This window comes from Pseudomonas sp. LBUM1663, assembly GCF_059695905.1.
The window spans coordinates 359360-372539 of sequence record NZ_CP166792.1 but is presented as its reverse complement, the minus strand read 5'-3'; the positions used below and the strand labels follow the sequence as shown (position 1 = coordinate 372539).

10 protein-coding genes are annotated in these 13180 nt (G+C 60.7%); all 10 read right to left on the bottom strand.

Features of this window, described 5'->3' with window-relative positions; translation table 11 throughout:
• Positions 1–85: 85 nt before the first annotated feature.
• The 10 genes from ACA075_RS01735 to hutU all read right to left on the bottom strand — a co-directional run bounded on the left by ACA075_RS01735 (position 86) and on the right by hutU (position 12897).
• On the bottom strand, positions 86–1042 hold the full coding sequence (locus ACA075_RS01735) for a choline ABC transporter substrate-binding protein (protein WP_497297035.1): 957 nt from the start codon (positions 1040–1042) through the stop codon (positions 86–88).
• A gap of 311 nt (positions 1043–1353) precedes the next feature.
• Entirely contained in the window at positions 1354–2157 is an 804-nt protein-coding gene (gene hutG, locus ACA075_RS01730; protein WP_497297034.1) for an N-formylglutamate deformylase, read from the bottom strand.
• Between the two features lie 10 nt (positions 2158–2167).
• Positions 2168–3373: an imidazolonepropionase gene (hutI, locus tag ACA075_RS01725; protein ID WP_497297033.1), complete on the bottom strand. Its 1206-nt coding sequence runs from the start codon at positions 3371–3373 to the stop codon at positions 2168–2170.
• A 100-nt stretch (positions 3374–3473) separates the two neighbouring features.
• Complete coding sequence (gene hutH, locus ACA075_RS01720) at positions 3474–5006, bottom strand: histidine ammonia-lyase (protein ID WP_497297031.1); 1533 nt, start codon at positions 5004–5006, stop codon at positions 3474–3476.
• Positions 5007–5123: 117 nt separating this feature from the next.
• Positions 5124–6647, bottom strand: coding sequence for a histidine ammonia-lyase (gene hutH, locus ACA075_RS01715; RefSeq protein ID WP_497297030.1), 1524 nt, complete (start codon positions 6645–6647; stop codon positions 5124–5126).
• A gap of 155 nt (positions 6648–6802) precedes the next feature.
• Entirely contained in the window at positions 6803–7633 is an 831-nt protein-coding gene (locus ACA075_RS01710) for a quaternary amine ABC transporter ATP-binding protein (RefSeq protein ID WP_497297029.1), read from the bottom strand.
• The gene (locus tag ACA075_RS01705; RefSeq protein WP_045061975.1) at positions 7630–8481 is read right to left on the bottom strand and encodes an ABC transporter permease; all 852 of its coding nucleotides are present in this window, start codon (positions 8479–8481) and stop codon (positions 7630–7632) included. Before ACA075_RS01705 ends, ACA075_RS01710 begins: the two co-directional genes overlap by 4 nt.
• A gap of 70 nt (positions 8482–8551) precedes the next feature.
• The gene (locus ACA075_RS01700) at positions 8552–9520 is read right to left on the bottom strand and encodes an ABC transporter substrate-binding protein (RefSeq protein WP_219093340.1); all 969 of its coding nucleotides are present in this window, start codon (positions 9518–9520) and stop codon (positions 8552–8554) included.
• 69 nt (positions 9521–9589) lie between these two features.
• On the bottom strand, positions 9590–11062 hold the full coding sequence (locus tag ACA075_RS01695; RefSeq protein WP_497297028.1) for a purine-cytosine permease family protein: 1473 nt from the start codon (positions 11060–11062) through the stop codon (positions 9590–9592).
• A 146-nt stretch (positions 11063–11208) separates the two neighbouring features.
• Positions 11209–12897, bottom strand: a complete 1689-nt coding sequence (gene hutU / locus ACA075_RS01690) for a urocanate hydratase (RefSeq protein WP_109627511.1) — start codon at positions 12895–12897, stop codon at positions 11209–11211.
• Positions 12898–13180: the final 283 nt, after the last annotated feature.

Below are 13180 nucleotides of genomic sequence, written 5' to 3'. Positions count from 1 at the left end.
GTGCCAGTCCCTTCGGGGATTTTGGATACGGGGCGTAACCCTGTGGGAGCGAGCCTGCTCGCTCCCACAGGTTTTGTGGTTACGGTCAGTTTTTCAGGCTGGCTTGTACGGTGGCTACGCCATCCTTGCCATCAAAACTGGTGACACCTGCCAACCAACGCTGAAGGTCTTCCGGATGATCACGCAGCCACTGTTTGGCAACGTCCTGAGGCGTCTTGCGCTCCATGATCGGCACCATCAGCTGGCTTTCCTGGGCCGCGGTGAACGTCAGGTTCTGAAGCAGGAGATTCACATTCGGGCAACGTTCGGCATAGTCCGGGGACGTCACGGTCGAGACCGTCGCCGCGCCTTCGTTGGGACCATAAACGTCTTCGCTGCCGGTCAGGTAGGCGATCTTCATGTTGATGTTCATCGGGTGCGGGGTCCAGCCGACGAACACCACGAACTCCTTGCGGTTCACCGCCCGTTGAACGGCCGCGAGCATGCCGGCCTCACCGGACTCGATCAGCTTGAAGTCTTTCAAACCGAAGTGATTGGTCTCGATCATGGTTTTGATCGTGGTGTTGGCGCCACTGCCGGGCTCGATGCCATAGATCTTGCCGCCGAGCTTGTCTTTGAACTTGGCGATGTCGGCGAAGGTTTTCAGCCCGGCGTCCGCAACGTACTGAGGCACCGCGAGCGTCGCTTGGGCGTCGGCCAGGCTCGGTTTTTCCAGGACCTTCACTTGTTTGGCATCCAGGAACGGTGCGATGTTCTTGTCCATCGCCGGTTTCCAGTAACCGAGGAAGATATCGAGGCGTTTGTCGCGGATGCCCGCGAAGATGATTTGCTGCACGGCGCTGGTTTGCTTGCTTTCGTAGCCCAGGCCATTGAGCAGTACGTCAGCCATGCCGCTGGTGGCGATCACGTCGGTCCAGTTGACCACGCCCATGCGCACGGCCTTGCAGGACGCGTCGTCACTGGCCAGGACGCTGGTGCTCAGAAGAGCGGTGCCGCAGAGGATTGAGAGACAGCGGGTGAACAAACCTTTGGTGCTTGTCATAGAGAGCGTTCTCGTGCGGCAGATTATTGTGAGGGCCGGTGTCTTCGTGCACCGTGGCCCAAACATTACGCAGCGGCGAGAGGGGAAAAGCGAACTGTAGCGACCGAGATTTGCACGGTGGCGACCGTTCCGCTCAGGTATCGAGACCAGCCCCACCCTGTGGCGAGGGAGCTTGCTCCCGCTGGGTTGCGAAGCAGCCCCCAACCCGTTCAACCGAGTTTTATCAGATACACCCGACTCGCCGGGTTTACGACGGCTTCGCCGCCGAGCGGGAGCAAGCTCCCTCGCCACAAAAGCGCGCTCCCACAGGGTTATGCGTTGTAGTGCTTTTGGCCCCAGGCCAACAGCCCTTGCAGCAATTCCTTGAGCACAACCTGCGTCGGCTCAGCCAGGTCCGGGCGATAGCGGAACGGCTCGAACTCTTCCATATACGTGCATTGACCCAGTTCCAGCTGCACCGCATGGATGTTGTCGGCCGGGTTGCCGTAATGCCGGGTGATGTGGCCGCCCTTGAAACGACCGTTCAGCACGTGGCTGTAATCGGTGTGCCTGGCGCAGATCGACTCCAGCTGAGTGGCCAACTGCGGATCGCAACTGGCGCCGTTGAAGGTGCCGAGGTTGAAGTCCGGCAGCTTGCCGTCGAACAGGTGCGGGATGATCGAACGGATCGAATGAGCATCGAACAGCAGCGCGTAGCCGAATTCGGCTTTCAGTCGCGCCAGTTCGTTCTGCAGAGTGGTGTGATAAGGCGTCCACACCTGCTCCAGATACGTCGCACGCTCAGCCGCCGACGGATCCATCCCTTCGCGAAACAACGGAATGCCGTCGAACAGCGTCGCTGGATACAGACCGGTGGTGGCCCCGACATACAGCGGCTTGTCGTCAGACGGGCGATTCAGGTCGATGACGAATCGCGAGTACTCGGCAGCCAGCGTGCTCGCGCCGAGTTCTGCGGCAAACTCATAGAGCTTCGGGATGTGCCAGTCAGTGTCCGGCAGGCTGCGTGCATCGGGGATCAACCCGGCTTCAACCGCCGGAGTCAGGCGCAGGCCGGCATGGGGCATGCTGATCAGCAGCGGCACGCGGCCTTGTTTGAAGTTCAGAACCTTATCCACAACTGTTCTCCTAGACGCTCGTTTCGACGCCGTGACGCACGACGCGTTTTTCCAGGTCACCGCCCAGCCAGTACGACAGGTCGGCGGGACGATCGATTTGCCAGGCGACAAAATCCGCGACCTTGCCGGCTTCCAGCGAACCGTGGGTGTCGGCCATGCCCAACGCGGTGGCGGCATGAATGGTTGCACCGGCGAGGGCTTCTTCCGGGGTCATGCGGAAGCAGGTGCAGGCCATGTTCAGCATCAAGCGCAACGACAGCGCCGGCGACGTGCCCGGGTTGAGATCGCTGGCGATGGCGATTTTCACGCCGTGTTTGCGCAGGGCGTCCATCGGCGGCAATTGGGTTTCACGCAGGAAGTAAAACGCACCGGGCAACAGCACCGCGACGGTGCCGGATTTGGCCATGGCGATGGCGTCGTCTTCGGTCATGAATTCCAGGTGATCAGCCGACAGTGCGTGGTAGCGAGCCGCCAGGCTCGAACCGTGCAACGACGACAATTGCTCGGCATGCAGCTTCACCGGTAGCCCCAGTTCTTGTGCGGTAATGAACACGCGCTCGACCTGTGCCGGCGAAAACGCCAGGTATTCGCAGAACGCGTCCACCGCATCCACCAGCCCTTCGGCGGCCAGGGCCGGGAGCATTTCAGCGCAGATGTGATCGATGTAGTCGTCGGCGCGATCCACGTATTCCGGCGGCAACGCGTGAGCGGCGAGGCAGGTGCTGCGCACGCTGACCGGCAGCTCGGCGCCGAGGCGACGGATGACGCGCAGGATCTTGCGTTCACTGACCAGGTCGAGGCCGTAGCCGGATTTCATTTCGACCGTGGTCACGCCGTCGCGCATGAGGCTTTTCAGGCGCTTGGCGGCACTGGCGAACAGCTCGTCTTCGGTCGCTGCCCGGGTGGCGCGCACGGTGCTGGCGATGCCGCCACCGGCGGCGGCGATTTCCGCGTAGCTGACGCCTTGCAGGCGCTGCTCGAATTCACCGCTGCGGTTACCGCCGAACACCGTGTGGGTGTGGCAGTCGATCAGGCCCGGCGTGACCCAGGCCCCTTTCAAATCGTTGACGGCCGGGTATTCCCCAGCCGGCAGTTCACTGCGCGGGCCGACCCACTCAATGTGCGCACCGGACGTCACGATGGCCGCGTCCTCGATGATCGAGTAGACGCCTTGCGCCATGGTTGCGACGTGGCAGTGTTGCCAGAGAGTTTTCATCCCGTATCTCCACAATGTTCAAAATCGAATCGCCAGCAAGCCGGCTCCTACAAGGTCTACGCGATCCACTGTAGGAGCCGGCTTGCTGGCGATGACGCCCTTACAGGCTCGGCAAAAGCTTGGCCGACACCAGTTCATTCAGGCAACGCGTCGCCAACAACTCAATCGCCGCATTGATGTCCGGCGCAAAGAAGCGGTCCTTCTCATAAAACGGCACTTCTTTACGCAGAATCCCACGAGCCTTTTCCAGCTTCGCCGAAGTCTTCAGACCTTCACGCAAATCCAGCCCCTGAACCGCAGCCAACCATTCCACCGCCAAAACACCGCGGGTGTTTTCGGCCATTTCCCACAAGCGCTTGCCGGCAGCCGGCGCCATGGACACGTGGTCTTCCTGGTTCGCGGAAGTCGGCAGGCTGTCCACCGAATGCGGATGGGACAACGCCTTGTTCTCGCTGGCCAGTGCCGCAGCGGTCACCTGGGCGATCATGAAACCGGAGTTCACGCCGCCATTGGCCACCAGGAACGGCGGCAGTTGCGACATGTGCTTGTCCATCATCAGCGAGATGCGGCGTTCGCTCAGGGAACCGATTTCAGCGATGGCCAGGGCCATGTTGTCAGCGGCCATGGCCACCGGTTCGGCGTGGAAGTTACCGCCGGAGATCACATCGCCTTCAGCGGCGAAGACCAACGGGTTGTCGGAAACCGCGTTGGCCTCGACAGCCAGCACTTCGGCGGCCTGACGGAATTGAGTCAGGCAAGCGCCCATGACTTGTGGCTGGCAGCGCAGGGAGTACGGATCCTGGACCTTTTCGCAGTTCTGGTGCGAGTCGGACACTTCACTGCGCTCGCCCAGCAGATCGCGGTAAGCGGCAGCGGCATCGATCTGGCCTTTCTGGCCACGGGCGGCGTGGATGCGCGCATCGAACGGCGAGCGCGAGCCCAGTACGGCTTCGACCGTCAGGGCACCAATCGCCACGGCACCGGCGAACAGGTCTTCGCCTTCGAACAATCCACGCAGCGCGTAGGCGGTGGAAACCTGAGTACCGTTGAGCAGCGCCAGACCTTCTTTGGCAGCCAGGGTCAGCGGGGTCAGGCCGGCGATTTTCAATGCTTCAGTGGCTTCCATCCACTCGCCTTTGTAGCGAGCCTTGCCTTCGCCCAGCAGGACCAGCGACATGTGGGCCAAAGGCGCCAAATCGCCGGAGGCACCGACCGAACCTTTCAACGGAATGTGCGGGTAAACCTCGGCGTTGATCAGGGCGATCAGCGCGTCGATCACCACGCGACGAATGCCGGAGAAACCACGGCTCAGGCTGTTGACCTTGAGCACCATGACCAACCGCACCAGCGCATCGCTGATCGGCTCGCCGACACCGGCAGCATGGGACAACACCAGCGAGCGCTGCAGGTTTTCCAGGTCTTCGCTGGCGATGCGGGTCGAAGCCAGCAGGCCGAAACCGGTATTGATGCCGTAGGCGGTGCGGTTCTCGGCGAGGATCTGTTCCACGCAGGCAACGCTGGCTTCGATCTGGGCCGAGGCGCTGTTGTCGAGGGTGATTTTGACCGGCTGCTGATAGATATCACGCAGTTGGGCAAGGCTCAGTTGGCCGGGAATCAGGTTTAGCGCAGTCATTTTGAGCTCCTTTTGAGAGTTTGTTATTAACTAACCAGACGCTCCGGAGATGTCCGTTGTCCGTCGCTTCCCACCTTGTGGGGGGCTGGCGCCTTGGCACGCTGGTTTGATGTGGAATCAGTTGAGGTTCGGTAAAGCCTTGTGCAGCAAATTCGAGTCTTTCAACACGCCGGCAGCGGCGGCAATGTCCGGCGCCAGCCAGCGGTCCTGGTCGTAGGCCGGGACGCGTTCGCGCAGCAGACGCCACGCGGCATCGGTGCCTGCGCCGAAACGTTGTTCCTTGAGAAATTCAAACGCCTGCGCCGCCAGCAGGTACTCGATGGCGAGGATCTGCGTGCAGTTTTCCAGGGCGCGATGCAGCTTCAGCGCCGCGTTGGTGCCCATGCTCAAGTGGTCTTCCTGCAGGCCCGAGGTGACATAGTTGTCGAGCACGGCCGGTTGCGCCAACTGGCGATTTTCCGCACACAGCGAAGCGGCGACGTACTGGACGATCATCATCCCGGAATTGACCCCGGGATTCGCCACCAGAAAGGCCGGCAGGCCGCTGACGTGCGGGTTGATCAGGCGGTCCAGGCGACGCTCGGCGATGGAGCCGATTTCGGCCATGGCAATCGCCAGCAAATCCGCCGCCATGGCCACAGATTGGCCGTGCGGGTTGGCCTGGGACATGACACGAAAGTTGTCCGGCGTGCCCAGCAGCAATGGGTTGTCGGTGCAGCCGTTGAGTTCGGTTTCGATCTGTTGGATCGCGTGCGCCAGTTGATCCCGTGCAGCACCGTGGACTTGCGGGATCGAACGGATGCTCAGCGCATCCTGCGTGCGAATGCCTTTGCTCGACGCAATCACATCACTGCCATCCAGCAACGCCCGCAGGTTGATTCCGACCTGCTGCATGCCCGGGTGCGGTTTGAGCGCGATGATCTCGGCATCGAACGCCGCGATCTGGCCACGCTGGGCTTCGAAGCTCATGGCGCCGATCACGTCGGCCCATTGCACCAGGCGCGTCGCATCGGCAATTGCCAGACAGCTGAGGCCGGACATGCACGGCGTACCGTTGACCAGGCACAAGCCATCTTTGGCACCCAACTGAACCGGTTGCAGACCTTCTTCAGCCAAGGCTTGCTGTGCAGAAACGATCTGCCCGCGATAACTCACATTGCCGACACCCAACAGCGCGATGCTGATGTGGGCCATGTGGGTCAGGTAACCCACCGAACCCTGGGACGGCACTTGCGGGGTGATACCGCGATTGAGCAGTGCCAGCAGGGCTTCGACGACCCGGCGATGAATGCCGGATTTGCCTTGGCTGTAATTCAGGATCGCTGCGCAGAGAATCGCGCGGGTCTGCTCGTCGGCCAGTGGTGCGCCAACGCCACAGGCGTGGCTGAGCAAGGTGTTGCGCGACAGTTGGCTGAGCTGTTCGTCTTTGAGCGAGACGTTGCACAACGCGCCCAGGCCGGTGTTGACGCCGTAGGCCCGCTCGCCGCTGGCGACGATGCGCTGGACGATGGCCTGGGCACTATCGATCCGCGCCCAGGCCTGGGCCGACAGCTCAAGCTGTGCGCCATGACGGGCGACGGCAACCACATCCTGCCAACGCAACGGGGCGTCGGCGATAACGATTTTTTCAGCCTGGGACATATGGAGCCTCATACAAAATTCATGGACATGTGACACCTGTGGCGAGGGAGCTTGCTCCCGCTGGGCTGCGTAGCGGCCCCAAATTTTTGCGACCGCTACGCGCTCGAGCGGGAGCAAGCTCCCTCGCCACAAAAGCGGTCCCGCCGCAAATCTCTTTAAACCACCGCCGCGCGTCGCTGCACAAACCGGTCAACATACTCATCCGCCGGCGAATGCAGGATCTCCCTCGGCGTGCCGACCTGAATCAGTCGCCCATCCTTGAGGATCGCAATGCGATTGCCGATGCGCACGGCCTCATCGAGGTCGTGGGTAATGAAGACGATGGTCTTGTGCAGGGTCTTTTGCAGTTCCAGCAACTGGTCCTGCATCTCCGCGCGGATCAGCGGGTCGAGGGCGCTGAACGCTTCGTCCATCAAGATGATGTCGGTGTCGGCCGCCAAGGCGCGGGCCAGGCCCACACGCTGACGCATACCGCCCGAGAGCTGGTGCGGGTATTTGTTTTCGTAGCCCTTCAGGCCCACGGTGTTGATCCAGTGCAGCGCGCGCTCGGAGCACATTTGCTTGCTCTCGCCACGCACTTTCAAGCCGTAGGCGACGTTGTCCACCACGGTCTTGTGTGGCAGCAGGCCGAAGCTCTGGAACACCATGCTGATCTTGTGCCGGCGAAATTCGCGCAGGGCTTCCATGTCGTATTGCAGGATGTCCACGCCATCCACCAGGATCGCGCCGCTGGTCGGGTCGATCAGGCGGTTGAAGTGGCGCACCAGGGTCGATTTGCCGGAACCCGACAGGCCCATGATCACGAAGATTTCTCCGGTGCCGATGCTCAACGACAGGTCGTTCACGCCGACCACGCAGCCGGTTTCGGCCAGTACCTGATCCTTGGTCTTGCCCTGGCTAATCATGCCCAGCGCTTCCTTGGAACGGTTGCCGAAAATCTTGAAGACGTTTTTGACTTCGATTTTGCTGATGGCTTCGTTGTTCATTTGCTCACCTCATGCCGTGGCCGACCATACGCCTGAGTAATGCGGTCGATGACCACTGCCAGAATCACGATCGCCAGACCGGCTTCCAGGCCACGTCCGACGTTGAGGGTCTGAATCCCCACCAACACGTCTTCACCCAGACCACGGGCACCAATCATCGAGGCAATCACCACCATCGACAGGGCCATCATGGTGGTCTGGTTGATCCCGGCCATGATGCTCGGCAGGGCCAGCGGCAGTTGCACGCCAAACAGTTGCTGCCAGCGGTTGGCACCGAAGGCGTTGATCGCTTCCATCACTTCACCGTCAACCTGGCGAATGCCCAGATCAGTCAGGCGGATCAGCGGTGGTGCAGCGTAGATCACGGTGGCGAAAATCGCCGGCACCTTGCCCAGGCCAAACAGCATCAGCACCGGGATCAGGTACACGAAACTCGGCATGGTCTGCATGATGTCCAGCAACGGCATCAGCACCGAACGCAGGCGATTGCTGCGTGCCGAGAGAATGCCCAGCGGGATGCCGATCAGCACCGAAATGACCGTGGCCACCATCATCAGCGCCAGGGTCTGCATCAGCTTGTCCCAGAGGCCGACCGCACCCACCAGGAAAAGCAGGCCGACGATGACCGCCGTGGTCACCACTTTGCGGGTCGCGTGCCAGGCAACGCCCGCCACGATGGCCAGCATCAGCCACCAGGGCGCCGCACGCAGCAGCCCTTCAAGATTGACGATGGCCCACAACAGGGTGTCGGAGATTTGCCGGAACACGTCGCCGTAGTTGGTGACCAGCGAATCGACCCAACCGTTGACCCAGTCGGCGATGGAAAAGGTAAAGCTTTCGGGAAACATAAGAGACTCTCAATCAAGGGGTTGCGATCAAGCGTCCGACTGCCGTCGCCGGCAGTCGGAGAGGCTCAACCTACAAGGCCGCGTCGATTTTCTTGGCTGCGTCTTCGCTCACCCATGCGTGCCAGACTTCAGGATGTTCCTTCAAGAAGATCTTGGCCAGTTTTGGCGACTCGATCCGCTCTTTGGCCATACGCCCGAGGTTCTGGTTGAGCAGGTCGATCGGCAGGTTGACCTTTTCCAGCACCGCCACCAGTTCCGGGGCTTGCTCGTGGAACGTCTTGGACAGGCCGACCTTGATGGTCACGCTTTTATCCACGCCTGGTTTTTCTTCAAGCTTGACCAGATCGACCTGGCCCATCAGCGGGGTTGGCGACCAGTAGTAGAACAGGATCGGCTCGCCACGCTTGTAGCTCGACAGCACCGCGGCATCCAGCGCCGGGCCGGTGCCTGGGCGGAAGTTGGTGTAGGTGCTTTCCAGGCCGTAGCTTTTCAGCATTTCGCTGTTGTCGAGTTCACAGGTCCAGCCGGCCGGGCAGTTGTAGAAACGGCCCTTGGAGGGCTCTTCCTGGTCCTTGAACACGGCCGCGTATTTGCCCAGATCGGCGATTGCTTTCAGATCCGGGGCCTTGGGCTCCAGCTTGCGCTTGGCGTCGCCTTCGATCACGTAGCGTGGCACGTACCAGCCTTCGATTGCGCCAACGACCGGAGCGCCGACACCGACAACCTTGCCGGCCTTCTCGGCCTTGTTCCAGACTTCGCTGCGGCCGACCCACTCTTCGGCGAACACTTGAATGTCGTTGCTGCTCAGGGCGTTTTCCATGGTGATGGAGTTGCCCGGCAGGCTGTCAGTCTTGCAGTCGTAGCCCTTCTCCAACACGATTTGCATCACGTCGGTCAGCAGCATGCCGCTTTCCCAGTTCAGGCCGGCAAACTTCACCGGTTTGCCCGACTCACACCAACCGGCAGCCTGAGTGGCGCCGGCGCTGGCGAGCAGGCCCACGGAAAGCAATGTGGTCAGCAGGGTCTTGTTCGATTTCATTGTAGTGACGCTCCTAATCATGAATTGGCTTACGGCAGTCAAGAGGCATCCGGCCCTGTCCACGTCCAATCAGGCCTGCGCCGCAGCGCGACCAGCCCCACTTGTTTTTTGTTGTACAACGCTGTCCTGCTCGACCGGCAGAATCAGGTGATCGGGTACCGAGCCGTGCCATTTTTTCGCGCACACGTAATACAGGGCTGCGGGAATCACCAGACCGATGATCCAGGAAATATCCACACCACCCAGGACTTCTACCAGCGGACCTGTATAGAACTTGGTAGCGATGAACGGCAGTTGTACCAGTACACCGAAGACATAAACGCTGATACCGAGGGCGTTCCAACGACCGTACCGACCCTTCGGATCGGCCAGCGCCGGCACGTCATAGCGCTCGCGAGTGATGCAGTAGTAGTCCACCAGGTTGATCGCGCTCCATGGCGTAAAGAACGCCAGCAGGAACAGGATGAACGACTTGAACGCACCGAGGAACGAGTGCTGACCGAGCAACGCCATCAGGGTCGCAGCACCGACGATAACCAGCACGAAGACCAGACGCTGCAAGCGCGTGACCTTCAGCTCACCACGGAAACCGCTGATGATGGTCGCAATGCACATGAAGCTGCCGTAGGAGTTCAGCGTGGAGATGGTGACCTTGCCGAACGCGATGCTGAAATACAGCAGCGCAGCGGTGGCACCGGTACCGCCCAAACCTACGATATAGGCCACTTCGTGCCCGGCGAATTGGCCGTTGGCCGATGCCGCAGCGAACACGCCGAGGACCATCGCTACCTGCGCACCAATGACCGAACCTGCGCCTGCGGCAAAAAACGTTTTCACCGAGGAAATCTTGCTCGGCAGGTAGCGAGAGTAGTCAGCCACGTAAGGGCCGAAAGCGATCTGCCAGGACGCCGCGAGCGACACCGCGAGCAAGAAACTGCTCCAGCTGAAATGGCGGATTTGCAACAGTGCGCCAACATCAACCTGGCTCATCAGACGGCTGAACAGGTAAACGAAGGCAATCACGCCAATGACACTGGCAACACGGCCGATCCAGTGGATCACCCGATAACCGAGCACCGTGACCAGCACGATGACGCTGGCGAAGATCAGGATGCCGACGCTGTCGCTGACGCCAAACAACTGGCCCAGCGCCTGGCCGGAAAGCACGGTTCCCGTTGCGGTAAAGCCGAGGTACATCAGACACACCAGCACGATCGGGATGGCCGCGCCATACACGCCGAACTGCACGCGGCTGGAGATCATCTGCGGCAGGCCTAGCTTGGGCCCTTGCGCGGCATGCAGCGCCATCACGCCACCGCCGATCAGTTGCCCGATCAGCAAACCGATCAACGACCAGAACACGTCACCGCCCAGTACGACGGCCAGAGCGCCGGTCACAATCGCGGTGATTTGCAGGTTGGCACCCATCCACAGGGTGAACTGGCTTAACAGACGACCGTGTCTTTCCGCTTCCGGGATGTAGTCGATCGAACGTGTCTCGATCAACGGTTTACTGCCTGCACGATCGTTGTTAACAGCCATGATTCAACCTCTGTGGATTGTTATTCTGGGTTGGTGCAACCCCTGTAGGACCCGGCTTGCTGCGGGCGGCGCTCCGACAATGGCGGTTTGCCTGACACATCGGGGTGCCTGAATCGCCAGCAAGCCGGCTCCTACTGGGTATTGGTTTATTTACCGGTAATCATCGGCAGGTTCAGGCCCTGTTCCTTGGCGCAGTCGATTGCGATCTGGTAACCCGCATCGGCGTGACGCATGACACCGGTGGCCGGGTCGTTGTGCAGGACGCGAGCGATCCGCTCGGCCGCTTCGTCAGTACCGTCGCAGACAATGACCATGCCCGAGTGCTGGGAGAAGCCCATGCCGACGCCGCCGCCGTGGTGCAGGGAAACCCAGGTCGCGCCGCTCGCGGTGTTCAGCAGAGCGTTGAGCAGTGGCCAGTCGGACACAGCATCGGAACCGTCCTGCATCGATTCGGTTTCGCGGTTCGGGCTGGCGACCGAACCGGAGTCCAGGTGGTCACGACCGATCACGATTGGCGCGGACAACTCGCCGCTACGGACCATTTCGTTGAACGCCAGACCCAGCTTGGCGCGCAGGCCCAGGCCAACCCAGCAGATACGTGCCGGCAGACCCTGGAAGCTGATGCGCTCGCGGGCCATGTCCAGCCAGTTGTGCAGGTGGGCGTCGTCCGGGATCAGTTCTTTGACCTTGGCGTCGGTTTTGTAGATGTCTTCGGCGTTACCCGACAGCGCAGCCCAACGGAATGGACCGATGCCACGGCAGAACAGTGGACGGATGTAAGCCGGTACAAAGCCTGGGAAATCGAAGGCGTTTTCCACGCCTTCTTCTTGCGCCATCTGACGGATGTTGTTGCCGTAGTCGAAGGTCGGAATGCCCATTTTCTGGAATTCGAGCATCGCTTTAACGTGCACGGCCATGGATTGCTTGGCGGCTTTGACCACGGCAGCAGGCTCGGTCTTGGCGCGAGCGCGGTACTCTTCCCAGGTCCAGCCGGCCGGCAGGTAACCGTTGAGCGGGTCGTGGGCGCTGGTCTGGTCGGTGACCATGTCCGGGCGCACGCCGCGCTTGACCAGTTCCGGCAGGATTTCCGCCGCGTTGCCCAGCAGGGCGATGGAAATCGCCTTGCCTTCCTTGGTGTATTTTTCGATGCGGGCCAGCGCGTCGTCGAGGTCGGTGGCTTGTTCGTCGACATAACGGCTGTTCAGACGGAAATCGATGCTCACCTGCTGGCATTCGATGTTCAGCGAGCACGCGCCGGCCAGCGTTGCCGCCAGAGGTTGAGCGCCGCCCATGCCGCCGAGGCCTGCGGTCAGGACCCAACGACCTTTCAGGTCATCGTTGTAGTGTTGGCGACCGGCTTCGACGAAGGTTTCGTAAGTGCCCTGGACGATGCCCTGGCTGCCGATGTAGATCCAGCTGCCGGCGGTCATCTGGCCATACATGGCCAGGCCTTTGGCGTCGAGTTCGTTGAAGTGTTCCCAGCTCGCCCAGTGTGGCACTAGGTTGGAGTTGGCAATCAACACGCGCGGGGCATTGGTGTGGGTCTTGAACACGCCGACCGGCTTGCCGGATTGCACCAGCAGGGTCTCGTCGTCGTTCAGGTTGGTCAGACTCTCGACGATCTTGTCGTAGCATTCCCAGTTACGTGCCGCACGACCGATACCACCGTAAACCACCAGTTCTTTAGGGTTCTCGGCAACTTCCGGGTCGAGGTTGTTCATCAGCATGCGCAGCGGCGCTTCGGTCAGCCAGCTCTTGGCGGTCAGCTTGTTACCGCGCGCGGCACGGATTTCAACGTCACGATACTTTGTAGGTTTCTGGGTATTGTCAGTCACGAAAAAGACTCCTCAGCGATCAATCCAAACCAACCCTGGCGGTGGGTAAGCCAGCCTGTGCGCACTGTTGCGCCACAAGCGAATCAGTGGACGTTTGCGAGGAGTCTCGGTCGACTCATACGCATACGTCTTTACTTGTACATACAAGCATATGCAATCAAGCGGCCAACTTATTGGATGGGTGTTCAAGAAACGTTTTTGGAACGCTGGAAGGCCCTTGGATCAAGGGTTTAGACGAAGATGAAATTTTTGCCGGGGAATTTTGCGGAGGGGAGGCAGCTGT